Source organism: Myceligenerans salitolerans, from assembly GCF_017349295.1.
Taxonomy (GTDB): domain Bacteria; phylum Actinomycetota; class Actinomycetes; order Actinomycetales; family Cellulomonadaceae; genus Myceligenerans; species Myceligenerans salitolerans.
In genome coordinates, this window is sequence record NZ_JAFMPK010000048.1 from 83150 (window position 1) to 107733 (window position 24584).

Below are 24584 nucleotides of genomic sequence, written 5' to 3' on the forward strand. Positions count from 1 at the left end.
TCAGCCGCGATGTCCGTGCTCGTCGCTCCGGACCGGAGCCCAGGCGGGCCGGTCGTCGGCGGGCTGCGCCCCGTGCTGGTCGGCAGCCGGGTTCACCGGGGCGAAGGGGACATCGCCCGGCTGCGGCCGCACGGGGGCGAACACGGGGTGGACCGGATCGACCGGAACCTGCTCCCGCGAGAGGTCGTGGTGCGCCGTCTCACGGACCGCGGACGGCACGAGCGGCGCGGCGGGCGGCGTGTGCGGCGCCCGATGATCCGTGGCGGAAGCGTGCGGCGCCGGGACGAGCGCCTCCTCCGGTGGGGGCACGGGACCGGAGGCCTGCGAGTGACGCGCACCGTCCGGGCCGAAACCCTGCGGGTGCTGCCGCGGCGCGCCGTTCTGCCCCTGCTGGAACGGATCCGGCGGATGGAAGCCGTCCTGCGCCTGCTGATAGGGACCGGCAGAGCCGTGGTCGGGCTGCTGCCTCGGGCCTCCGTGGCCGCCCTGGTCGTGCGGCGACGGCTCCTGCTGCCTCTGCTGGTCCTGATACTGCTGGTCCGGGTAGTGCTGGTCCGGGCCGGACGGCGCGGGCTGCGCCTCGGCGGGCGGATCGTACGGGCGGTGGGACGCGGTCGGCTGCGGCTCGACGTCGCCCGTCGGGTCCGCGCCCGAGTTCGACTCGGTCAGCCAGTCCAGCGCGAGCCAGCGGATCCCCTGCCGGTCCTGGGCCGTCGCCGCGAGTTGCGCGACGGGACCGCCGCCCAGCCCCGGTAGCACCGCGTCCGGCTTGAGCTGGGACCACGGTTCCAGCACGAACGCCCGCTCGTGGGCCCGCGGGTGCGGCACCTCGAGGTCGTCCGCGGCAGCCGTGAGCAGCCCGTAGGTGATGATGTCGATGTCGAGGCTGCGCGGGCCCCAGTGTTCCTCGCGGGTGCGCCCGTGCGCGTACTCGATCGCCTGGCACGCGTGCAGCAGCCCGCGCGGAGCGAGGCCGGTCCGCGCCACGACGACCGCGTTGAGGTAGTCCGGCTGCTCCGGTCCGCCGACCGCGGCCGTGCGGGCAAGTGGCGAGACCTCCGTGATCTGGAGGCCAGCGATGCGGTCCAGGTCCATCACGGCGGCTCGCAGTGTCGCCTGCGGATCACCGAGATTCGCGCCCAGGGCGAGGACGACCTCGACGGGCTCCGCCGGGACCTCGTCCAGCCGGTCTCCGGCTACCGCCTGACCGCCCGAGGCCACCGGTGCGGGGTGTCCGGCGAACCCCTGTGCGGTCTGGCCCGCGAGGGCCGGGTCGGCCTGTTCGCCGTAGGCCACCTGGTGGTCCTGCCCCGGCTGGAACGACGGCTGAGGGTCCTGCGGGAATCCGGGCTGGTGGGCGTCGGACGGATAGGCCTCGGACGGGTACTGCTCGGGGTGATACCGCTCGGGCTGGTACTGGTCGGGCTGGTACTGCTCGGCGCCGGGGACCGCGTCGTCCGCGGTCTGCGCCCCGGCGTCCGGCGCCCCGAACACCGGCGCGTGGGCCCCCGCGGGGTCGTACGCCGGGCGAAGGGCCGTCGCGTCGTCGTCACCGGGCCGCGCGGGCGCGTCCACGTGCGGCTCGAACGCGGGTGCCCCGTGATCCGCCGAGGGGACCTCGTCGATCATGCCGGCTCCCTGGGGCCGGTCCCCGTCGGCCTCCGCCACGGGGGCGGCCTGCTCCACCACGGGGCCGGGCTGCTCCTCCGGGGCACCGGCCTGCTCGAACTCGGCCCGACGCGTGTCGAACGAGTCGGCCGTACCGGCCTGCTCGACCGGAGCGATCTCGGGGATCACCAGGTTCTCCGCGGACACGGGGGTGCTCGCGCCGGCGGCGTCGGCCGGCCAGCCGCCCGGCTCGGCCGCGGGAGCGATCTCGCCTGCCGTGACGTCGGCGATCGGCGCGGTCAGGGGATCGACCGCCGGCGCCTCCGCCGAGGCAGGCGCCGCGGCCTCGGCGTGCTCGAGCGGTGTCGAGAACTCCCCCGCGGATGCGTTCCCGTCGGCGTGCTCGGCCTGCCACCGGTCCTCCGGCACCGACACGTCGGCGAACGGGGCAGCACCCACCACGGGCGGTGTCGTGACGCGATCGCGACGGATCGAGACCTCCACGTCGGTGAACGAGACCGGGATCGGAGCCTGCGGCTTGTGCACGGTCACGTCCACGGCGTGCACCGGCCCGTGCCCCAGCGCGACCGCCGCGATCCGCTCGGCCAGTGTCTCGACGAGGTCGACCGGTTCGCCGACGAGCACGTCGTGCGCCTCCTGCGCCACGTCCGCGTAGCTGACGGTGGCCCGCAGGTCGTCACCCTCGGCCGCAGCCCGGGTGTCGACGTGCAGCACGACGTCGGCCCGGAACTCCTGGCCGGTCGCGCGCTCCGACGCCAGCACGCCGTGACGTCCGCGCCCGTTGACTCCCGTGATCCGGATCTGGTCCAGTGGTCGTCCGTCCGGACCCGGCACCGCTCCCGCAAAGTTGGTCACCGTGGGCTCCCCCCGTGATCGTCGCACGTTTGAGAATCCTGCCAGGTCCGCGCAAGTCCCCCGACACCCGTTCGGCCGTCTGTGAGAGAATCCACGGACTTGTCCGTCACGTCCTCCGACGCTCTCGCCCAGGCCGCCGCGACACGCACGGCGTCGGCGGAGGCGCGGACCGCGTGCACCCGCACGCACCAGGCGCCCGCGGCCGCCGAGAGCGCCGAGACGGCGGCAGTGGCGTCATCCCGCGCCCGCGGAGGCACCGGCTCACCGGCGCCCGATCGCCCGTCACCGCCCGTCGCGGAGGCCCCGGGAACCGGACGCGCGAGCAGATGCCCGAGGAAGCGCTTGCGCGACGCCCCGATCAGCACCGGTCGCCCCAGCGAGCCCAGGGCGTCCAGGTGCGCCAGCAGGGGCCAGTTGAGCACTCCGGCCTTGGCGAATCCGAGCCCGGGGTCGAGCACGATCTGCGCAGCATCCACACCTGCTCCCACCAGAGCGTCCATGCGGGCGGCAAGTTCGTCACGAACGTCCGCGACGACGTCGTCGTACTTCTCGAGTCCGTCCATCACGTCGGAGTGACCACGCCAGTGCATCGCGACATAGGGCACACCCAGCTCCGCCACGACGTGTGCCATGGCGGGCTCGGCGAGCCCTCCCGAGACGTCGTTCACGATGCGCGCACCGGCGGCGACCGCACGCTCGGCGACCGCGGGCCGCGTGGTGTCGACGGACACGATCGCTCCGTGCGCCGCCAGGGCCTCGATCACCGGGAGCACCCGTGCCAGCTCCTGGTCCTGCGGCACCCGCCCTGCCCCGGGACGGGTGGACTCCCCGCCGACGTCGAGGACGTCCGCCCCCTCGCCGAGCAGCTCGAGCCCGTGCGCGACGGCCGTGTCCGGCTCGAACCACTCGCCACCGTCGGAGAACGAGTCGGGCGTCACGTTGACGACGCCCATCACGAGCGTGCGTCCCGCACCGGACAGCTCCGGCAGCCCGGCGACCTCCGCGTCGCGCGCGTCCATGGTGGCGCCCACGGTCACTTCCCGATGATCAGGCTCATCGCCTCGGCCCGTGTCACGGCATCGCGCATCTGGCCGCGCACGGCCGACGTCACGGTTCGCGCCCCCGGCTTGCGCACACCGCGCATGGACATGCACAGGTGCTCGCACTCCACCACGACGATCACGCCGCGCGGCTGGAGGGTCTTCATCAGCGAGTCCGCGATCTGGCTCGTCATCCGCTCCTGCACCTGAGGCCGCCTGGCGTACACCTCGACGAGGCGAGCCAGCTTGCTGAGCCCTGTGATGCAGCCGTCCTCGTTCGGGATGTACCCCACGTGAGCGACGCCGTGGAACGGCACCAGATGGTGCTCGCACGTCGAGTAGACCTCGATGTCCTTCACGAGGACCATCTCCTCGTGACCGAGGTCGAAGGTCGTGGTGAGCACGTCCTCCGGTTCCTGCCGCAGGCCGGCGAAGGTCTCCGCGTACGCGCGGGCCACACGGGCCGGCGTGTCCCTGAGGCCCTCACGGTCCGGGTCCTCGCCGACGGCGACGAGGAGCTCCCGGACCGCGGCCTCGACACGTGCGGCGTCGTACGGCGGGACGTCGGCCGCGGGCCGCCCGACCGCGGCCTCCGGGGAGATCGGGGCGGAGCTCATTCGGATACCGCCGGACCGCCGGGGACCTCGCCCTGGACGACGTCGGCTCCGGTGACGGGGACGCCGTTCCGCGCGGCCTTCCCCGGCATGGAGACCGGCCCGCGGGTGTGCACCGTGCGCTGCTCGCTCGAGAGCCACACGTCGCGGGCGTCACGCTTCACGACCGGGGCGAAGACCTCCTCCAGTTCCTTCTGGTTCAGCGTCTCCTTCTCCAGGAGGCGCAGCACCAGGTCGTCGAGCACGTCGCGGTACTCGGTGAGAACCTCCCACGCCTCGTCGTGCGCGGCCTCGATCAGCCGGCGGACCTCCTCGTCGACGATGCCCGCCACGGCCTCCGAGTAGTCACGCTCGTGACCGTAGTCGCGCCCGAGGAACGGCTCCCCGTTGCCGGAACCGAGCTTGATCGCGCCGACCCGCTCGCTCATGCCGTACTCGGTCACCATCTTGCGGGCGGTGCCGGTCGCCTTCTCGATGTCGTTCCCCGCGCCGGTCGTGGGGTCGTGGAACACGATCTCCTCGGCGACCCGTCCACCCATCGCGTACGCCAGCTGGTCCAGCAGCTCGTTGCGGGTCACGGAGTACTTGTCCTCCGTGGGCATGACCATCGTGTAGCCGAGGGCACGGCCGCGCGGCAGGATGGTCACCTTGGTCACCGGGTCCGTGTACCGCATGGCGGCCGCGACCAGCGCGTGCCCGCCCTCGTGGTACGCGGTGATCTTCTGCTCCTTGTCGTTCATCACGCGCGTGCGCTTCTGCGGGCCGGCGACCACGCGGTCGATGGCCTCGTCGAGGGCACGGTCGTCGATGAGCTGGGCGCCGCTGCGTGCGGTGAGCAGCGCCGCCTCGTTGAGCACGTTGGCCAGGTCGGCACCGGTGAAGCCCGGGGTCCTGCGGGCGACGGCGTTGAGGTCGACCTCGTCGACCATCGGCTTGCCGGCGGCGTGCACCTCGAGGATCGCCTCGCGGCCCTTGAGGTCCGGGGCCTCGACGGCCACCTGCCGGTCGAAGCGGCCCGGGCGGAGCAGCGCCGGGTCCAGGATGTCCGGGCGGTTGGTCGCGGCGATCAGGATGACGTTGGTCTTGACGTCGAAGCCGTCCATCTCGACCAGCATCTGGTTGAGCGTCTGCTCGCGCTCGTCGTGCCCGCCGCCCATACCGGCGCCGCGGTGGCGTCCGACGGCGTCGATCTCGTCCACGAAGATGATCGCCGGGGAGTTCTGCTTCGCCTGCTCGAACAGGTCACGCACGCGGGAGGCACCCACACCGACGAACATCTCGACGAAGTCCGAGCCGGAGATCGAGTAGAACGGCACGCCGGCCTCGCCGGCGACGGCGCGGGCGATGAGGGTCTTGCCGGTGCCGGGCGGACCGTAGAGCAGCACGCCCTTCGGGATCTTCGCGCCGACGGCCTGAAACTTGGCGGGCTCCTGCAGGAACTCCTTGATCTCCTGGAGCTCCTCGACGGCCTCGTCCACGCCGGCGACGTCGGCGAAGGTCACCTGCGGCATGTCCTTGCTGATCAGCTTGGCCTTGGACTTGCCGAAGCCCATGACCCGGTTGCCGCCGCCCTGCATGCGGGACAGCAGGAACCAGAACAGCAGGCCGATCACGAGGAACGGGATCAGCACCGAGAACATCGAACCCCAGAAGCTCGGCTGCGGCACCTCGGAGTTGTAGCCGAGCTCCGGGTCGGCCTCCTTGACGGCGTCGACGATCTCCTCGCCCTGCGGCTGCACGTAGAAGAACTCGACGCTTCTCCCGTGCTCGACCTCCTCCTGCTGCTCACCCTCCTCGGCGGTGAAGTCCTCGGAGAGCTCGAGCTCGACCCGCTGCTCGCCGTCCACGATGAGCGCCCGGGTGACGGTGTCGCCGTTCAGCAACTCCAGACCCTGAGCCGTGGTGATCCGCGAGACCTGCGGTTGCAGCAGGGAGGTCAGTGCCAACGAGAGCACGACGAGGGCCAGGATCACCCAGATGATCGGCCCGCTCAGAAACTTCTTGATGTTCATCGGTGACGGGGTGAGGCCCCGCATCCCTCCGCTGTGTTGGATTCGCGGCTTCCTTGTCGGGCTGCGGGCTCCGGCGTCGTTCCTCGGCCGGTGCCCTTCGCCGCGCCTTCGTCAGCCGCGAGCAAGTGTTGTTCGTTTGAAACTACACGGAAACCCTGAGGGTTCCCGTCACGTTTCGCCGAGAGCGCGACACGCTCACCGCGGCGCCGCGCGGCGGGCTTCCCGGCGTGGTCCGGTCACTCCGGGCGGACGGCTCGTTCCTCGCCCTCCACCGCGCCGACCTTCGTCAGCCGCTGTACACGTGCGGCGCCAGAGTGGCAACGAACGGCAGGTTCCGATAGTTCTCGGCATAGTCGAGGCCGTAGCCCACCACGAACTCGTTCGGGATGTCGTACCCCAGGTACTTCACGTCGACGTCGGTCTGCGCGGCGTCCGGCTTGCGCAGCATGGCCGCGATCTCCACCGACGCCGGCCCGCGCGACCTCAGGTTCGACACCAGCCAGGACAGCGTCAGGCCGGAGTCGATGATGTCCTCGACGATGAGCACGTTCCGCCCGCTGAGGTCGGAGTCCAGGTCCTTGAGGATGCGGACGACGCCGGACGACTTCGTGCCCGAGCCGTAGCTCGACACCGCCATCCAGTCCATCGTGATCGGATGGTGCAGGCGCCGCGACAGGTCGGCCATCACCATGACGGCGCCCTTCAGCACGCCGACGAGGAGCAGGTCGCGGCCCGCGTAGTCCTCGTCGATCTTCGCCGCCATCTCGTCCAGCTTCTTGCCGAGGTCCTCCTCGCTGAGGAGGATCTTCTCGAGGTCGGTGCCGACGTCGGACTGGTCCACTGCTCGCTCCAGGGTTGGTGATCTACGCACGCTCACGGCGCAGGAAAAGCCTGCCACACGCGCGCTCCACCCGTGCGCCACCGGGCAGGTGGGCGGGCCCCTGCCCGCCCCAGGCCACGACGAGCGCGTCCAGCGCCTCGACGTGCCGCGCCGTCGTGGGAGCCGCGGTGACCTCGTGCGCCGCGAGACGCAGTGCCCGGCGCCGGACCGCCGCGGGCACGGACGCGAGCACGGTGACGTCGAGCACAACGACGTCACCCGCGCCGAGCGCACCCCCGGTGCCGTCCGGTGGTGACTCGCCCACGTCCCGGACGCGCGCCTCGGCCAGCAGGTCCGCCGCCAGGGCGTCGAGCGCGTCGGCGTCGTCACGGAGCTGGCTCGCGCTGCGGGCCAGTGCCTCCGCGACGCCGGGGCCGAGCACGTCCTCCAGCACCGGCATCACGATCCCGCGGACCTGCGACCGCAACGGCGCGGCACCGACGTCCCCCGGGTCGCCGGCCCGTCCCGGGCCCGGGACGAGGTTCGTCGGGTCCACCCAGTGGTCGAGGCCCGACGCCGCGCAGACGGCCTCCGTGTCCGTGCGCCGCAGTCCGAGGAACGGGCGCCGGTACCTCCCCCGCTCGGCCGGAATTCCCGCGAGCGACCTCGCCCCCGCCCCGCGCGCGAGACCGAGCAGAACCTGTTCGGCCTGGTCGTCAAGGGTGTGGCCGAGCAGCACGACCTCTGCGCCGGTCTCCGCCGTGACCTGCTCCAGCACCCCGTACCGCGCCGTTCTCGCGGCGGCCTCGGGCCCGGGACCTCCCGGCACGCGCCCACCGGTCACGCCCATCCGCTCGGTGGGCGCGGTCCGGCGCACCACCACCGGGTCCAGCCCGAGACCACGGCACTGCTCGGCCGCGCGCGCGGCGACGTCGTCGGACCCCTCCTGCAGGCCGTGGTCGACGACGACCGCCCCGGCCCGCACCCCGTGCGCCCGGGCGCGCACCGACCGTCCCGCACGAGGCGCCTCGTACGCGAGCGCCGCCGCGAGAGCGAGGCTGTCGGCCCCGCCCGAGCAGGCCACGAGTACCAACGACCCGGCGGGCAGTCCGGCGAGAACGCCGCGCACGGCACTCCGCGCCCGCCTCACGGCCGGATCGATCTGGGCCACTGTCGGCTTCCCGCTCAGCCGTGGACGCGGCGGACCCAGGCGCGCGGGTCCGAGATCTCGCGCGCGTCCGGGAGGTTCCCCGGCGCCGCCCAGACGGCGTTGAGGCCGTCGCGGCCGACGGCACGTTCCACGGCCCGTACGAAGGTCGCTCCGTCGCGGTACTGGGCGAGCTTCGCGTCCATCCCCAGCAGCCGCCGGACCACGACGTCGAACGCGGGTCTGCCCTCGCCGTCGCGCCGCCGCTCGAAGCGGGCACGGATCCGGCGTACCGACGGAACCACGGACGGTCCGACGGCGTCCATCATCACGTCCGCGTGCCCCTCGAGCAGCGCCATGACCGCGGTGATGTCGGCGAGCGCGTCCTTCTGCCGGGGCGTGAGGAAGCCGTCGACGAGGGTGTCGCCCCGGCCTCGCAGGGCATCGAGCACGGCTCTGCCGACCACCGCGAGCTTGTGGTCGATCCGCGCCTTCGCGAGTTCGGCGGAGGTGCGGGTCAGTTCGGTGACGAGGTCCCTGGTGCGGTCACGCAGATGGTCGGCGAGCCACGGCGCGGCGGCGAACTGCCAGGCGTGGGTCTGCTCGTGCAGGCACACCCACAGGCGGAAGTCACGAGCCGGCACGCCCATCGACGTCTCGGCCTGGAGCACGTTCGGCGCCACGAGCAGGAGGCGTCCGGGTCCGCCCCCTGGCACGTACGGGTCGTACTGGCCGAGCACGCGCCCGCTGAGGAGCGCGAGCACCGCGCCCACCTCGGCGGCCCCCGCCGCCTGGACCGCGGGCGCGAGACCCCGCGGGACGGCGTCCTCGATACCGTCGACCATGGTGGCCATCGACTGCGTGTTCGCTCGCGCCCACGAGGCGCGGTCGACGACCACGACGGACGCGGGGACGCCGTCGGGCGCCATGCGGGTGACCTCGCGCACGTGGTCGACCGCGGTGCCGGCGGCCTCCCGCAGCCCTCCGACCAGGTCGTGCAGCCGCTGGCGCGGGGCGACGGGGCCGGGTGGGGCGAGCCGGGCCGCGATGCGGGCGGCCGCGGGCCAGTCGACGGCGGGTCGGCCGGTCGCTGTCGAGGACGCGTGCGCGATGGGCTTCACCGCTCCACCGTAGGTGATGGACGACACGGCCACGGACGCCCGGGGGGGCGCCTGCCCGGACGGGACTGCGTCAGGCCGCGACGGAGTAGGCCGCGAGCGAGCCGACGAACGCGTCGTAGACCGGCACCGCACCCTCCGCGTAGTCCGGGATGGAGTCGGCGAGGACGACGAAGACGAGCTGCCGCTGGTCGGCGGTGACAACGGTGCCCGCGAGCGCGCGTGTCTTGCTCAGGCTCCCGGTCTTGGCCCGCACGAGCCCACGTGCGGGGTTGTCGCCCCGGAACCGGTCGTACAGGGTGCCGTTCAGCCCTCCGACCGGCATCCCTACGGCGACGTCGCGGAGTTCGGGATGGGCCGGGTCGATCGTCAGCCGGACGACATCGGCGAGCTGCCTCGCGCTGAGCCGGGAGCCGTCGCCGAGACCGGAGCAGTCCTTGAGGTCGGCCCCGTCCAGGTCGACGCCGAGCTCCTCGACCGCTGCCGTGACGGCCTCCGTGCCGGCCTCGTTGGAGCCCGGTGCGCCCGCCTCGACCGCGACGAGCCGGCAGATCACCTCGGTCATCGTGTTGTTGGAGGTGTGCAGGAAGAACTCGGTGATCTCGGCCACCGGCGCGGACCGCACCTCACCGATCTTCTCGGCGCTCTCGGGCGCCGTCCCACGGGTCACCGTCCTGACCTCCACGCCCCGGTCACGCAGGTGGCCGGCGAAGATCTCGCCGGCGCGTCGCGCGGGGTCGGGGGCCCAGGGGCCGCTGGGGCTGTAGGAGTCGCCGGCGAGTCCGATGTTCACGCCGAGCGGGGCGGCCTCTCCGATGTACGCCATGTTCGCGCTCGGCACCGCGGGCGCGATGGCGGGGCCGCTGAACAGGGTGTCGTCGATCGTGAGCCGGACCTGGCTCGTGCCGTCGGCCCGGAGCGTGGCGGCCACCTGGTCGGCGAGGTCGGCGAGGCCGGCATGCCCGTTCACCTGTTCCGGCTTGCCCTTTCCCGCGGCGAGCATCATGTCCCCGCCGCCCACGAGCGTGAGCGTGTCCTCGCTGCGGACGACGGTCGTGGCGAGGGTCCGGTCCGCGAGGGGTGAGGACAGCGCCGCGACGCCGGTGAGGATCTTCTGCGCCGAGGCCGGGGTCATGAGCTGGTCCTCGTCGGACGCACCGAGCGTCTCCCCGGTGATGGCGTCCGCGACGACGACTCCGACACGCGAGCCGAGCCGGTCGTCCCCGACGAGGTCCGCCACCTCGCTCTGGATGTCGTCCGCGTCCGGCACGGGCGCCGACTGCGGCAGCACGGGGAAGACGGTCTCGGGCGGGGGCGCCTCGACGGCTCCCGGAGCCGTGGGGAAGGGTGCGGCCTCGGGCCAGGGTTCGGCCGTGGTCAGCATCCCGGGTACGACGTCGAGCGCGTCGAACGCGAGGTAGCCTCCCAGCAGCCCCAGGAGCACCACGACCGCGGTACCCGGCCGCGCTGACCTGGTCATCGGCTTCCCCTCATCGTCATGCTGAACCCACAGCCAAGCCTAGGGGAAGCAAAGCCCGTGTCGTGACCAGCCCACCCAGCCCGCATTATGCCGAATCCGCCGAGTGGGACTCGCCACATGTTCGCCACTCGGACCGGTCGGGACACCTCCCCATGGCAGACTTGACGAGCGCGGCGCCGCCGCCGCGAGCCAGCCGCACCGGGGCGCCATCGCCTGGGGCGACCCATTCGAAGAAGTGGAGCACGAGGCGTGGAGTTCGACGTCACGATCGAGATCCCCAAGGGCCAGCGGAACAAGTACGAGGTCGACCACGAGACCGGACGTATCCGCCTCGACCGCATGCTTTTCACCTCCACGCGCTACCCCGACGACTACGGCTTCATCGAGGGCACCCTCGGCGAGGACGGCGATCCCCTGGACGCCATGGTGCTGCTGGAGGAGCCCACCTTTCCCGGCTGCCTGATCAAGTGCCGCGCGTTGGGCATGTTCCGCATGCGCGACGAGGCCGGCGGCGACGACAAGGTGCTGTGCGTGCCGACGGGCGACCAGCGGGCCGCCTGGCGCCAGGACATCGATGACGTCTCGGACTTCCACCGACTCGAGATCCAGCACTTCTTCGAGGTCTACAAGGACCTGGAGCCGGGCAAGTCCGTCGAGGGCGCCCACTGGACGGGTCGCGCCGAGGCCGAGGCCGAGATCGAGCGTTCGTTCCAGCGCGCCAAGGAGACGGGCTACTACAAGCACTAGGGCCGGCCGGCGTAGGGCATCGCGCCCGAGAACCGCAGGTCCGTCTCGCGAAGTGCCACGCCCGGCATCACGGCCTCGATCATCCGGCCTCCGCCGGTGTACATCGCCACGTGGTAGATGCTCTGCGGGTCCGCCGGATCCGTCCCGTAGAAGATCAGGTCGCCGGGCCGGAGCGTGTCGTAGCCGATCCTGGTCACGGCGAGGTACTGCGAGCGCGACGTCCGGGTGATCCACTGCCCCGCGTACCTCCACGCCTCGGACGTGAGCCCGGAGCAGTCGTACGCCGTCGGGCCGCTGCCGCCCAGCAGGTACGGCGAGCCGATCCTGGTCCGCGCCCACGCCACCGCCGCCTCTCCCTGCGCGGCGGTACCCAGCCAAGGGTCGGACGGGTCGGGCGCCGGCGGTTCGGGCGCCGTCCCCGAGCCGGGCGGAAGATCCGGTTCCGGTTCGGGTTCGAGCCCGCCTCCGGGATCCGGCTCCGGCGGGCTCTCGCCCGACGGCGGTTCCCCGGCGGAGTCCCCGTCCCGGCCGCCACCGCCCGGCTCGCGGGCAGAGTCCTCATCCGTTCCGGACGCCCCGGAGCCTCCTCGCTCCGCCTCCAGCGCCGCCCGCGCCTCGGCCTCGCGGGCGGCGCGCTCCTCCTCGGCACGCACGCGCTCACGCTCGCGCTCGATCCGGATACTCGTGTCCCGCAGGTCCGCGAGACGTTCGAGCAGGATCGCCCGGTCTCGCTCAGCCGCCTCGGTACGCTCCGCCAGATCGGCGACGGCCCGCCGGGCCGCCGCGTACGCCGCCTCGGCCTCCGCCTCCGCCGTCTCACGGGCCTCCCGGGCCGCGGTCCATCGGGCGTCCGCCGACTCCGACCTGGCTCGCGCGGCGGAGTACTCGTCGAGCGCGGCGGACAGCTTCCGGCGTACCGCACGCTCGGCAGCTTCCTGGCCGATCATGTCGTCGACGTCCTCCGCCTCGAGGAGCAGTTCGAGCGGTCCGAAGGCCTCCGCCGACCCGCCGGCACGCTGCGCGGCCCGGTACACGGCGGCGAGGGCCGACCGGGCCTCCGCCTCGGCGGAACCGGCCCGCTCCGCCGCCTCGCGGGCCTTCCGCACCTCGGCCTCCGCCGCGTCGAGGGCCGCGACGGCGTCCTCGTGATCAGCGGCTGCCACCTGCACCCGGATCTGTGCGTCCTCGAGTTCCTGGCGCAGACCCGTCAGGGCGGCCTCGGCCTGCGCGACATCGAGTTCTCCGGCACGGACCGCGTCCCGCGCCTCGGCCGCCTCCTGCGCCGTCGGACCGTCCGGCGGGCGGACGTCGTCGGCCGTCGCGACCGGTCCCCAGGGAAGGACCAGCGCGATCACGAGGACCAGCACCGCCAGGACACGCCAGCCCAGATGGCCCACGCGCTCCCGGCCGCCGCTGATCCACCATGTCGCCACGTGCCCGATCGCTTCGGGCTTCGTGCTCGCAGTCTCCGACGCCATGTTCAACCCCCTGCTCAGGCCACACAGCACATGACGCCCGACCGCTGCGCATGTCTTGTGTACGACGGCGTGTCGTCTTGCACATCACCTGCACCTCCATCAGGCTCACCCGACTTCTCGGATTGCGCACGCCGAAAGGCGCCTCGTCGGGCGACGGGGGACAGCGCACGACACGTCTCGGATGCTGGTCTCAGCATGCGACCGCGGGTTCCCCGCAGGCCTGCCCGCGCGGTAGCGTGCGGCGCATGACTCGTCGAATGTGCAGCTGACACCAGCGCACCCTGACGCCTGCGGGCGTGCGCGCCCTCGCTTCCCACCCCGCACGAGAGCCGCAGGAGAGTCCCTTGACGATCGAGGCACACCACGTCCCCGCCGTACCCGGCCCCGAGATCGACGTCCCGTTCCCGCCGTTCGCGACCGGCCTCAGCGCACCCGCCGCGCCACCGCGCGCGCCCGGTGAGGCACCGATCCCCGCGACCGGCGCCTGGCGGGAGGGCGATGAGCCCGGACGACGCCGGTTCGCCGATCTCGGCGCCTTCGAGCTGGAAGCGGGCGGGCGGCTCCCTGCCGTGCGGGTCGCGTACGAGACCTGGGGCGAGCTCTCACCGGACGGTTCCAACGCCGTCCTCGTGCTGCACGCACTCACCGGTGACAGCCACGTGACGGGCGATGCCGGCCCCGGGCACCGGACGGCCGGCTGGTGGCGGGAACTCGTCGGTCCCGGTCTCCCCGTCGACACCGACCGGTACTTCGTCGTCGCGCCGAACGCGCTCGGCGGCTGCCAGGGAACGACGGGGCCGGCGTCCACGGCGCCCGACGGTCAGCCGTGGGGCGGGCGGTTCCCCTTCGTCACGACCCGCGACCAGGTGGCGGTCGAGGTGGCACTGGCCCGCGCTCTCGGGATCGACGGCTGGGAACTGGTCATCGGCGGCTCGATGGGCGGCCTGCGCGCGCTCGAATGGGCCGTCCAGGGCCCGGAGGCGGGCGTGGAGGTGCGGAACGTCGCCGCCATCGCGACGACGGCTCAGGTGGGCGGTGACCAGATCGCCTGGTCTCACCCGCAGCTCGCCGCGATCCGTGCCGACGCGGGATTCCGTGACGGTGACTACTACGACGCCCCCGACGACGCGGGTCCGCACCGCGGTCTCGCCATCGCGCGGCAGATCGCGCACGCGACGTACCGGACCTCGTCCGAGCTCGACACCCGGTTCGGCCGCCTGCCGCAGGGCGGCGAGAACCCGTTCGACGGCGGCCGGTTCGCCGTGCAGTCGTACCTGGACCACCACGGGGACAAGCTGGCGCGGCGGTTCGACGCGAACTCCTACGTGGTGCTGACGCAGTCCATGAACTCCCACGACCTGGGCCGGGACCGCGGAGGTGTGGAGCTGGCGCTCTCCGGGATCTCGACGCGGACCCTGGTCGTCGCGGTGGACTCCGACCGGCTCTTCCCGCCCGAGCAGTCGGCCCGCCTGGTGCGCGGCATCCCGCACGCCGATCCCCTGCGGATCATCACCAGCGACTACGGTCACGACGGCTTCCTCGTGGAAGGCGACCAGCTCGCCCCCATCGTCGGCGAGTTCCTCGCCGGGACGTAGGAGCCCGGCCGGGCCGCCGGGATCGGACCAGGGGCGTTGGCGCTCCGCTCGTCGATGTCGGTGTGCCCACCTACCGTGGAAACGGACCGGCCGCACCGAGGAGTCGGCCGCATCAGGGAATTCGGTGCCGTACCGATGAGTCTGCAGAATCCTGCCGGTCCATCCTGCGTCCACACGCACCACGCCGTCGGTCACCGGCGGCGGGAGGAGACGATCATGACCAAGCTCAACCCCTATCTCAGCTTCCGGACCGAGGCTCGCGCCGCCCTCGAGTTCTACCAGTCGGTGCTCGGCGGCGACCTGGACATCAGCGCGTTCGGTGACATGCCCGCACCGGGCATGGAGAACGTGGACGGGAATCTCGTCATGCACGGGCAGCTCGAGACGCCGAACGGCCTGACCCTCATGGCCGCGGACTCACCCGACGTGGAGGGCATGCCGCCCTACGCCGCACCGACCGCCGGGGTCACCGTCGCGCTCACCGGCTCGTCCGCCGACCACGAGTACATCGCCGCGGCCTTCGAGAAGCTGTCCGACGGCGCCAGCGACATCCTTCCCTTCGAGAAGGCGCCGTGGGGCGACTTCTACGGCCAGCTGAAGGACAAGTTCGGCATCTCCTGGATGTTCGACGCCGCCACGCCCGAGAGCGAAGCCGCGGTGGCGGCGGGACAGCAGGGCTGACGCGCCTCCTCGAGCCCGCCGCGAGACCGTCCGCGCACCGGGCGCGAGACCGTCCGCACCACCGGGGCCGGCGGTCTCGCGGCGGGTCGGCGGGTTCGCCCGGACCGGCGGGTTCACGGCCGGCGAAAGCATGTCCTGAACCGGGCGCATAGCATCGCGAGGAACGAGCCATGGGCCGCAAGGACGTGTGCCGTACCCGGGTGACAAGCGTCACGGGACCTTCACCGAGACGTGTTTCAGGTCACCACGGCACGCGCCGTAAGATTTTGCGGACCGTGGTCATCGGGACCATGGCCGAGGATCCGGGGGAACGCCGCTATGCCACTGTTCGAGGTCGACGCCACGCGGCCCTTCCTCGTGCAGAGTTCGGGGAACGGGGCGGGTGGCGAGCCCGGGGTGCACACCTCGGCGCATCGCGTGGTCGAGTCACACATCGACGGCCTCCTGGGCGAGCAGGTGTTCCCGGTCGCTCAGGGCTCGGGGCCCGACGAGCCGCATCTGCTGGCGCTCGACGCCTCCGGCCTCCCGGTCGTCGTGGAGCTGGTCGGTGATCTCGACAAGTCGACGCTGACGCGTGCCCTCGACCATGCGGGCGCCGCGGGACGTCTCACGCGGGGCGAGCTGGCCGCCCGGTACCACGGGGGGCAGCACAGCTTCGCGCACGACGTGGCCGAGTTCTACGACAGCGTCCCGATCACGCAGTCGAGCAGCCCGAAGAGCGGCGGAGGCGCGCGGCTCATCATCATCTGTCAGAACGCTCCCCAGGAGATCCTCAACGCCGTCGACTTCCTGCGCCAGCCCACCATGCCGGTGGAGGTGCTGAAGATGGACGTCGTCAAGTCCGACGACGGGCGCCGCTTCCTCGACGTCTCTCCCCTGGTGATACACCTGCCGCCGGGGCTCCCGTCGCCTCGCCAGGCGGACCGCGGCTCGATCACGCGGGGGAACACGCCGGACCACGTGACACCCGAGACGGTCGCGTCCGCGCCCATGTTCACCTCCCGGTCGAAGGCAGCCGACGCGGACCCCTTCGCCGAGGGGGTCAAGGTCGGGTACGCGCTGACCGGAAAGCTGCCCGTGGTCGCGCACGAGTCGCGAGCATCCCGCCAGGCGTCGGCCGATGCCGCCGGCCGGGCGGGCGCACCGGCATCGGATCCCACGCCTGCCACACCGGGCCGAGGCGGGAACCCGGCCCGAGGGCTGCGAAGGTCCCTCGCCCGCGGCGGCGAGGGGGCGTCCGCCACGGAGAGCACGCCGAGCCCCGCCAACGGCCGCGAGACGCTGCCGCCGAGCCGCTCCGCGCGCCGCGCCATGGCCGATCGCGAGGCGGCGGCCCCGCCGAGCGGGTCCACACCCGCACCGCTCTCCCCCGAACGCCCCGGCCCCGGCGGCCAGGCGTCGGCACCGACGCCCGCAGCCGCACGGCGCGAGGATCCCGACCCGTCGGCGCCGTCGTCCGACACCCTGCCGCGCGTTCCGAAGCCCTCGCAGACACCCGTGCGGCGACGGTCGCGCAAGGACCGTTTCGCCTCCGCGCCGGACGAACGGCCCGCTCCGCCGGTGACGGACCACGCACCGCCGACACCCGCGCCCCTCGACCCCGGCCCGCCGGTGTCGGGGCCCGCCGAACCGGGGTCGGCTCCGCTCTACGGCCAGGACGTACCGGCACTCGGAGGGGGTCCGTTCACGACGCACTCCCCGGTGCCGCCGCCTCCGTCGCACGAGCCGCCCGCGCCCGAGGCCCCGGCACCGCCCGCCGAGGAGAACCTCTGGCAGCCCGCCGCTCCCTCCGACGCCGGGTACTCGTCACGGACGCCCCCGGCCCCGGGCCTCTTCGCCCCGGCTTCCCCGGAGACGCCCGAGCCGGCATTCCCGTCGTTCGACAGCGGGCAGCCGAGCGGCTCGTTCGGGCCGATCGACTCCGCTCCCTTCGAACCTCCCGTGATCGACAGCCAGTGGCAGGAGCCCGTGTACGCGCCAGGCGGGGCCTCCGGACAGGAGGCCGGATACGCCGGTACGCCCGGACAGGAGCAGGTGTACGACTGGTCCGCCGACCCGAGCTTCGGCCCGGCCGAGACCGAGTTCCCCGCCCAGCCGGCCTACCCGTCCGCGCCCGACGCGCAGGCGAACTACCTACCGCCCCCGCCTGCCACCCCCTTCCCGGGGCAGGCGCCCGAGGCGCAGATCCCGCCCGTCCCGTCGGACGAGAGCATCCGCGCCAACACACCGGGGCTGTTCGACGAGGAGGAGGACCCGGACCTGGAGGCCCTGGCCCGCAGTTTCGGTGCTCCCACCCGGATCGTGTGGTCCCGGCCCCGCCGCAGCCAGCATCACGAGGCGGTGCTCCATCCGAACGGCGTGATCGAACTGGCCGACGGCGGGCAGTACCGCCACCCCGACACGGCGGCGACCGCGGCCTCCGGGTCCTACACCGCCGACGGTTGGAGCGTCTGGAGGGTGGGCGAGCAAGGACCGAGCCTGACGGAGGCCTTCCAGCAGCGGTTCGTCTGAGTTCGGCGTCGACGTAGCCGGGGCCGGGACGGCGGCGGGTGCCTACGTCGTGATGACGACCTTGCCGAACTGGGTGCCGGTGAGGAGTCTCGCCATGGCTTCCGAGGTGTCCCGCAGCCGGTGGTCGGAGTCGATCAGCGGTTTCACGTCGTGGCGTGACACGAAGTTGACGAGCGCGGCCAGGTCGTCGCGGGATCCCATCGTGACGCCCTGGACCCTGATCTCCTGGAAGAAGAGCCGGGTCAGCTCCGCCGGCGACGCGTCACCCGACGTCGCGCCGCACACGGTGATCGTCCCGCCCGGGCGGACCGAACGCACGGAATGTCCCCACGTCGCCTGCCCGACGGACTCCAGCACGACGTCGACCCGGTGAGGCAGGCGCTCGCCCGGGGGCAGCGCCGCGGCGACGCCGAGGGACAGCGCCCGCTCACGCTTCTCCTCGGAGCGCGAGGTCACGAACACCTCGAGTCCGGCGGCGACTCCCAGGAGGACTGCGGCGGTGGACACGCCGCCACCGGCACCCTGGATCAGGACGCTGTCGCCGGGAGCCAGGCCCCCGGCGGTGAACAGCATGCTGTAGGCGGTGAGCCACGACACCGGGAGGCACGCGGCCTCCTCGAACGAGAGACCGGCCGGTTTGGGGATCAGGTTCGCGGCGGGGACGGCGACCCGCTCCGCGAGCGTGCCCGGGTAGTGCTCGCTCAGCAGCGTGCGGCGCTCCCGCGGGCCGACACCGTGCCCGTCCGCGCCGATCACGCCGTGCACGACCACCTCGGTGCCGTCGGGCGCGACGCCTGCCGCATCGGTGCCGAGGACCATCGGGAGTTGCTGCCGGCGCAGCCCGACACCGCGCAGGGACCAGAGGTCGTGGTGGTTGAGGCTCGCGGCGCGTACGTCGACCGTGACCCAGTGCTCGCGGTCCACGGGCTCGGGCGCATCACCCACCTCCAGACCGTCGAGCGGGCTGTCGGGCGAGAACGAGGTCACGGACGCGGCAAGCATGCGGACAACCTATCTGCCGTTCCGGCGCGGGGAAGTCATGACCAGTCCGCCGGGACGTGGCCCAGCCGGACCCGCTGCGGATGGTCACCGACCGGCGTGGAACCGATCTTCTCGCCCGTGACGAAGTCGATCGACGTCACCCGGTCCGCGCCGGACTCCGACACCACGCAGGCGCTCCCGTCGCCCGTCACGGTGGCCCAGTACGGCTTGTCGACGGTGACGAGCGGCCCTTCGGCGAAGGTCTCGCGGTCCACGATCACCGCGTAGTCGTCCATGGTCCCCGCCACGCACAGGTGCTCGCCGCCCGGTTCCATGGTCAGGCCGTGGTGCCGCGAGTCGTTGACCATGTCGGTGCGGCCGCCGTCGAACCTCTCGGGGAGCGTGTGCTGCCGGGTGATCGCGTCCGAGGCGACGTCGTACTCGAAGAAACCGTTGTGGAACGAGACCTGGAAGTAGAGCTTCGACTCGTCCGGGCTGAACGCCGCGGGGCGGACGGCGTCGGACCAGCCCTCGTGCGCGGGGAGGCCGAAGTCGTCGAGCCGGTCGCGCATGTCGATCTCGCGGACGACGTCGAACGTGGTGGCGTCGGCGACGGTGATGACCCGGTCTCCCTTGGTGAAGTCCAGCCAGGGCGCGTCGAGGTCGTTGTTCACCTCGCCGATCGACATGTTCCAGATGTGGCCGTCGGCGGTGAAGACGTTCTCGTGCGGCTTGTCACCGGTCGGGAAGGAGCCGACCTCCTCGCCGGTGGCGACGTCGAGCACATGCACGCGGTTCCCCGTCGAGGCGGAGACGGCCACGCGGGTCCCGTCCGGGGACAGCGCCATGTGGTCGGACCGGTAACCGTCTACGCGGAAGCGCCAGTTGACCTCTCCGCTACGGACGTCGATCGAGGCGACGTCGGCGAAGCTCGGCCGGGACACCACGACCGCGGACCCGTCCGGGGTCGAGTACATGTCGTCGGCGAACTGGTCGTGCCCTTCTCCGACGGTCTCGCGGATGCCGAGGAAGAACGCCAGCCAGATCGGGTTGCGGCGGATCTCGGCCATCCGCTCGGCGCGGTCCGGGGTGACGTCCAGCTCGCCGAGCGGCGACAGCGACGCGTCCGACGTCACCACGGACGCCGTGCCGTCCCAGTTGTTCGCGACGAACAGCACCTCCCGCGGGCGCGGATCGGCATGGGCCGGTACCGCCGAACCTGTGAGCAGCAGGGTCGTGGCGGCGAGAACGGACAGGACACGAGTACGCGTAGCCATGCTGACATCTCCTCGGCAGTGAGGTGAGCGGGCACGAGCCACGGTACTGGAATCAGGTTCAGTAGGGAATGGTCCGGCGGCAGACCCGGCTCGCGATCCCTCGCCCCTCAGCCCGCGATCCGCTCGAGGACCCGCACACCCTGGCCGACCCCGTCCTCGCCGCGGATCGCCTCCCCCAGCGCCGCGGCACGGCGGGCGTAGCCCTCGTTCCCGACCAGGTCGGCCAGACGCCCGGCGAGCCCGGAAGCCAGTCTTCTCCGCGGCAGCGGCTCCGGACCGGCGCCGACCGCGTGCACCCGGGCGCCCCAGAACGGCTGGTCACCGAGGAACGGCACGATCAGGCTCGGCTTCCCCGCGCGCAGCCCGGCGGCGGTCGAACCGGCCCCGCCATGGTGGACGACCGCGGCCGTCCGGGGGAACAACCAGCCATGGGGTGCATCCTGGATGACGAGCACGTCGTCCGACGGCGCGTCGCCCGGCTCGATCCCGCCCCATCCGGTGGCGACGATGCCCCTCAGCCCGTTGGCCGCGAGCGCTCCCAGGATCGCTTCGCGACGCCGATCGGCGCCCTTCCCGAATCCCATCGAGCCGAACCCGACGTAGACGGGCGCAGTTCCCGCGTCGAGGAACTCGGAGAGCCGGGCGGGAGGCTCCCAGGTGTCGTCGTCACGGAAGAAGTAACCGGTGACGTGCGCCGACGGAGGGTAGTCGGGGGGCACCGGAACGACGTGCGGGCTGTACGGGTAGAGCGTGTGGACGGGCGACCCGTCGGGGTTCCTGAGCGGGTCGGCGAGACGGCCGACCGTGGTGCCGAGCCCGATCTCACGCCGGAAGTCGTTGATCATGCCGCTGTACATGACGGTCGCCATGCGGCCGAGCCGGTAGGTGGCGCGGTTTCCCCACGCCCCGAGGGAGGCACCGCCGAGGAACGGGACGGGGAAGGCTGCGGTGGGCGTGTAGAACGGGAGCGGAATGGACAGGACGCCGGGGACGCCCAGCGCCTCGGCTGCGGACGGCCCGGCGAGGCACTTCGGGTGGTACACGACGACGTCGGGGCGTGCGGCCCGCGCGGCGTCCCAGGTCTCGGCGATGTGCCGGCGCATCGCGGACTTCATGACCTTGAAGGTCTTGAGTGCGTCCGTGGGGCCGCTGAGTTCCGGCATGACGTCCCGGACCAGCCGGAGCATCTCGGTACCGGCAGGGTGGACGGTGATCACGCCCGGGCCGGCATCGGCGGAGGCAGGGTCGGTGAAGCCGTCCGGCACGGCCAGCGTGACGTCGTGGCCGGCCTCGGCGAGGCCCCGCGCGAGCGCGGCGTACGGCTGGATGTCGCCGCGGGTGCCGAAGGACATGATCAGGACGTGCACGGGGACCTCCGTGGCTCGACGGGACGAGACGCCGACCAGGCTTCCCGGCACACCGCTGAGCAGGCTATACCCCGCGGGCGAGCGTCACTGCCGGGCGTGCGGTTCGTCGCCGGTGGCCAGCTTCTCCTCGACGCGGGAGATCTTGCTGTCGATCTGGCCGGGTGCCGCGCCGGGGCGGATGTCGGCCTTGACGACGAGCGAGGTGCGATGGCCACCGGCCGCGACGGCGTCGGTCGCGGCCTTGATGACGGGCATCACCTCGTCCCACTCACCCTCGATCTCGGTGAACATCGAGGTGGTGCGGTTGGGCAGGCCGGATTCCCGCACGATACGCACCGCCTCGGCCACGGCGGCGGAGACGGACTCGCTCCCGGTCATCGGGGCGACGGAGAACGCGAAGAGAGCCATGTCCCCATCGTGACACGGCGGCCGCCGCACCGGGCCGTCCGGGGCGCATAGGCTCGGGGCGTGGAACGAGTGACTCTCCTGGCCGGCGGGGTCGGCGGCGCCCGCCTCGCGCACGGCCTCGACCTTGCCCTGCGACCGCCGTCGCACGAGCCGGTGACGGCCTCGACGGACTTGACGGCCCCCGGGAGCGAGCCGGTCGCGGCCCCCGGGAGCGCGGAGGCGCGGCATCCCCTGACCGTCGTCGTCAACGTCGGCGACGACACCGAACTGCACGGCCTGTGGATATCCCCCGACATCGACACCGTTCTGTACACGCTTGCCGGGCTCAACGACGAGGAACGCGGCTGGGGGCTGCGCGGGGAGAGCTACGCGACGCTCGGGCAGCTCGCGCGGCTCGGCGAGGACACCTGGTTCACGCTCGGGGACAAGGACCTCGCCACGCATATCGCGCGCACGGCCCGGCTGCGGTCCGGTACGCCGCTCTCGACGGTGACGTCGCAGATCGCGGAGTCGCTCGGGGTACGGCCACGCGTCGTGCCCGTCACCGACGACCGGCTGGCCACCATGGTCGACACCCCGTCCGGGCGGCTCGGTTTCCAGGAGTACTTCGTGGGTCACCAGCACGCCGACGAGGTGCTCGGCCTGCACTTCGAGGGCGCGGAGGCGACGCGGCCCGCGCCCGGCGTCATCGATGCGCTGCGCGACGCCGAGCTGGTGCTGCTCGCCCCGTCGAACCCGTTCCTGTCGATCGACCCGGTACTGGCGGTGCCCGGCGTGCGCGACGCCCTGGCCGGGACCGCGGCGCGGCGCGTCGCCGTCAGCCCGATCGTGGGCGGCGCGGCGATCAAGGGACCGGCCGCGAAGATCCTGGAGTCGCTGGGACACGAGGTGTCGGCGCTCGGCGTGGCCCGGCTGTACACCGGGCTCGTGGACGTCATGTGCATCGACGAGCGTGACTCCCACCTTTCCGGCCCGGTCGCGGATCTCGGCTTCGAGGTCCTGGTGACCGACACGATCATGGGCGGTCCCGAGGGACGCGCACGGCTCGCGCACGAGTTGCTCGGGACGCGCGCGTGAGCTCTTCCGCCACGCCGGCACCCGCCGGTCCCGCGCGCCTCGCGACGGGCGTCACCGCCGTCGTCCCCCTGCGCGACGGCGTCTCCGGCAAGTCACGGCTCGCGTCGGTCCTCGACGACGACGGTCGGCGGGCGCTGATCACCGTGCTGGCCCAGCATGTCGTCGGCACGCTGCTGGCGACGCCGCAGGTGCATCGGGTCGTGGTGGTCACCGCGGACATCGGCTTCGCACGCTCGGCGGTCGGCGAGCTGTCCGACGTCGGCGAGCTGGCGTTCCTGGCCCAGTCACCGGACCGACCGGGACTGAACGCCGCGCTGGACACGGCCCGGGAGGCCGTCGGCTCGGGCACACCGGACGCCGGCAACGCCCTCGGCGCGCCCTCGTCCCTGCTCGTCGCGCACGCCGATCTTCCCGCGCTCACCCCCGCCGACATCACGGCCCTGGCGACGCGAGCGCCCCTTCATCCGGACGGTCGACGTTCCGGACCTCCTCCTGAGCGCCGGTCGCCGGAACTCGGGGCACCGGACCGGCCCCAGGCCGCCGACGTGGTGATCGCGACCGACAGGGCGGGGCGCGGGACGAACCTGTTGCTCCTGAACGGCGGCGCAGCCGTCGGCTTCCGCTTCCGGTTCGGGCCGGACAGCCGTCATGCCCATGAGGCGGAAGCCCGACGGCTCGGGCTGCGGGCGGTGACGACCAGTCGTCCGAGCACCGCCGTCGACCTGGACACGGTCGACGACTGGAACGAGCTCCCCGCGGAGGTCCGCACGGCTGTCGCCCGCTACGCCCGCTTCCCGTCACGCTGATCAGATTCTTCCCACCGCACCTCGCAACTCTGTCTCACCTCCCGGCCTGTGCCATGCTCTATGCGCCCATATGTCCGGCACGTGACCTGCGGAAGGTTGTCCGTGAACGACGACGAGCGCACCGCCCCGAGAGACTCCGCCCGTCCGGAACGCGTTTTCCCGGAGCTCGCCGACCGGTCCGGGACGGCGAAGCGCCGCCTTCGCGACGTGATCTCCTCGCGTGAGGTGATCGCCGCGCTGGTCGTCGGCGCTCTGACGGTGGCGTCGACGATCGCCGGCGCCGTCGCCTCGAACTGGCTGGAGGTCCGGCAGACCGTCACCGAGAAGTCGTCGAGCGAGCTGTCGGCGCAGGTGCACGAGCTCGAACGACAGCTCGCCGCGTCACGGGAGGAGGCAACCACACTCCGCGACCAGGTCTCCGCGCTCGAGGACAAGAATGCCCGGCTCACGAGCAGCCCGTCGTCGGACGCCACCTCGTCGGACACGACGTCGCCGGAGACCGGATCGACGCCGCCCGCGGACGTCCTCCGCGAGGACGACGATGTCGCCATCTCCGCAGGATCCTGTCTCGATCTCGACAGCGATGCCCCCAACTGGGACCTCGTCGTCAACAGCTACGGCTTGTCCTATGAGCTCGGCTCCGACCTCTGCTACACGGATGCGCTCGAAGTCCGCGCCATCCGCCTCGTCGATGCCGAGCCGACCCTGGCGGACTGTGCGTCCCAGACCCTGGTCGAGGGTGATGAGCTCGGTCCTCGCGATCTCGGCGACGGCCTGTGGATGTGCGGTCAGACCGACGAGGAGCGCACGGTGTCGGTCGGCATCCTCGACGCCACCGACGACGACCTCACGATGCGGATCCGCGTCTGGGAATGAGGCCGCGCCCGCGGCAGTGGTCATCCGGTCGTTCCTCCCGTCGGCTCTGACCGCGGGGCCGGCTC

The 24584-nt window shown here is 72.5% G+C and carries 20 protein-coding genes; 7 read left to right on the top strand and 13 right to left on the bottom strand.

Annotated elements, in window-relative coordinates; all coding sequences use genetic code 11:
* The 8 genes from folK to dacB all read right to left on the bottom strand — a co-directional run bounded on the left by folK (position 1) and on the right by dacB (position 10715).
* Positions 1 to 2484: a 2-amino-4-hydroxy-6-hydroxymethyldihydropteridine diphosphokinase gene (gene folK / locus J0911_RS18365; protein ID WP_307865170.1), complete on the bottom strand. Its 2484-nt coding sequence runs from the start codon at positions 2482 to 2484 to the stop codon at positions 1 to 3.
* Positions 2481 to 3503, bottom strand: coding sequence for a dihydropteroate synthase (folP, locus tag J0911_RS18375; RefSeq protein ID WP_207277099.1), 1023 nt, complete (start codon positions 3501 to 3503; stop codon positions 2481 to 2483). Before folP ends, folK begins: the two co-directional genes overlap by 4 nt.
* Before the next feature lie 14 nt (positions 3504 to 3517).
* A complete protein-coding gene (folE, locus tag J0911_RS18380; protein ID WP_207276952.1) occupies positions 3518 to 4141 on the bottom strand; it encodes a GTP cyclohydrolase I FolE in 624 nt (207 codons plus the stop codon).
* Entirely contained in the window at positions 4138 to 6150 is a 2013-nt protein-coding gene (gene ftsH / locus J0911_RS18385) for an ATP-dependent zinc metalloprotease FtsH (RefSeq protein WP_207276953.1), read from the bottom strand. Before ftsH ends, folE begins: the two co-directional genes overlap by 4 nt.
* Before the next feature lie 286 nt (positions 6151 to 6436).
* The gene (gene hpt, locus J0911_RS18390) at positions 6437 to 6991 is read right to left on the bottom strand and encodes a hypoxanthine phosphoribosyltransferase (RefSeq protein ID WP_207276954.1); all 555 of its coding nucleotides are present in this window, start codon (positions 6989 to 6991) and stop codon (positions 6437 to 6439) included.
* Positions 6992 to 7013: 22 nt separating this feature from the next.
* Positions 7014 to 8141 carry a tRNA lysidine(34) synthetase TilS gene (gene tilS / locus J0911_RS18395; RefSeq protein WP_207276955.1) on the bottom strand — a complete coding sequence of 376 codons (1128 nt, stop codon included), beginning with the start codon at positions 8139 to 8141 and terminating at the stop codon, positions 7014 to 7016.
* 14 nt (positions 8142 to 8155) lie between these two features.
* The gene (locus J0911_RS18400) at positions 8156 to 9238 is read right to left on the bottom strand and encodes an Rv3626c family coenzyme F420 biosynthesis-associated protein (RefSeq protein WP_307865171.1); all 1083 of its coding nucleotides are present in this window, start codon (positions 9236 to 9238) and stop codon (positions 8156 to 8158) included.
* Between the two features lie 70 nt (positions 9239 to 9308).
* Positions 9309 to 10715 (bottom strand): D-alanyl-D-alanine carboxypeptidase/D-alanyl-D-alanine endopeptidase, encoded by a 1407-nt coding sequence (dacB, locus tag J0911_RS18405; RefSeq protein ID WP_207276956.1) that lies wholly within the window; start codon positions 10713 to 10715, stop codon positions 9309 to 9311.
* A gap of 249 nt (positions 10716 to 10964) precedes the next feature.
* On the opposite strand from dacB, the gene J0911_RS18410 reads away from it, so the two are divergent.
* Positions 10965 to 11462 (top strand): inorganic diphosphatase, encoded by a 498-nt coding sequence (locus J0911_RS18410; RefSeq protein ID WP_201850492.1) that lies wholly within the window; start codon positions 10965 to 10967, stop codon positions 11460 to 11462.
* Here J0911_RS18410 and J0911_RS18415 read toward each other — a convergent pair.
* Positions 11459 to 12940, bottom strand: coding sequence for a C40 family peptidase (locus tag J0911_RS18415; RefSeq protein ID WP_207276957.1), 1482 nt, complete (start codon positions 12938 to 12940; stop codon positions 11459 to 11461). The genes J0911_RS18410 and J0911_RS18415 overlap by 4 nt on opposite strands.
* 344 nt (positions 12941 to 13284) lie before the next feature.
* Here J0911_RS18415 and metX point away from each other — a divergent pair, with 344 nt between their 5' ends.
* From metX to J0911_RS18430, 3 genes are all read left to right on the top strand, one after another.
* Positions 13285 to 14535: a homoserine O-acetyltransferase MetX gene (metX, locus tag J0911_RS18420; RefSeq protein ID WP_242636995.1), complete on the top strand. Its 1251-nt coding sequence runs from the start codon at positions 13285 to 13287 to the stop codon at positions 14533 to 14535.
* Between the two features lie 216 nt (positions 14536 to 14751).
* On the top strand, positions 14752 to 15216 hold the full coding sequence (locus J0911_RS18425) for a VOC family protein (RefSeq protein WP_207276958.1): 465 nt from the start codon (positions 14752 to 14754) through the stop codon (positions 15214 to 15216).
* Positions 15217 to 15534: 318 nt separating this feature from the next.
* On the top strand, positions 15535 to 17727 hold the full coding sequence (locus J0911_RS18430) for a restriction system modified-DNA reader domain-containing protein (protein ID WP_207276959.1): 2193 nt from the start codon (positions 15535 to 15537) through the stop codon (positions 17725 to 17727).
* A gap of 42 nt (positions 17728 to 17769) precedes the next feature.
* On the opposite strand, the gene J0911_RS18435 is transcribed toward J0911_RS18430, so the two are convergent.
* From J0911_RS18435 to J0911_RS18450, 4 genes are all read right to left on the bottom strand, one after another.
* Positions 17770 to 18729 carry a zinc-binding dehydrogenase gene (locus J0911_RS18435; RefSeq protein ID WP_207276960.1) on the bottom strand — a complete coding sequence of 320 codons (960 nt, stop codon included), beginning with the start codon at positions 18727 to 18729 and terminating at the stop codon, positions 17770 to 17772.
* A gap of 35 nt (positions 18730 to 18764) precedes the next feature.
* Positions 18765 to 19985, bottom strand: a complete 1221-nt coding sequence (locus tag J0911_RS18440) for a YncE family protein (RefSeq protein ID WP_207276961.1) — start codon at positions 19983 to 19985, stop codon at positions 18765 to 18767.
* A 107-nt stretch (positions 19986 to 20092) separates the two neighbouring features.
* A complete protein-coding gene (locus tag J0911_RS18445; protein ID WP_207276962.1) occupies positions 20093 to 21352 on the bottom strand; it encodes a glycosyltransferase in 1260 nt (419 codons plus the stop codon).
* 84 nt (positions 21353 to 21436) lie between these two features.
* Positions 21437 to 21760, bottom strand: coding sequence for a thiamine-binding protein (locus tag J0911_RS18450; protein ID WP_207276963.1), 324 nt, complete (start codon positions 21758 to 21760; stop codon positions 21437 to 21439).
* 60 nt (positions 21761 to 21820) lie between these two features.
* On the opposite strand from J0911_RS18450, the gene cofD reads away from it, so the two are divergent.
* The 3 genes from cofD (at position 21821) to J0911_RS18465 (ending at position 24519) form a co-directional block, all read left to right on the top strand.
* Positions 21821 to 22837 (top strand): 2-phospho-L-lactate transferase, encoded by a 1017-nt coding sequence (gene cofD, locus J0911_RS18455; RefSeq protein ID WP_207276964.1) that lies wholly within the window; start codon positions 21821 to 21823, stop codon positions 22835 to 22837.
* A complete protein-coding gene (locus tag J0911_RS18460) occupies positions 22834 to 23643 on the top strand; it encodes a CofC family guanylyltransferase (RefSeq protein ID WP_207276965.1) in 810 nt (269 codons plus the stop codon). The genes cofD and J0911_RS18460 overlap by 4 nt, the downstream gene beginning before the upstream one ends.
* 102 nt (positions 23644 to 23745) lie before the next feature.
* A complete protein-coding gene (locus tag J0911_RS18465) occupies positions 23746 to 24519 on the top strand; it encodes a hypothetical protein (RefSeq protein WP_207276966.1) in 774 nt (257 codons plus the stop codon).
* The last annotated feature ends 65 nt before the right edge of the window (positions 24520 to 24584 follow it).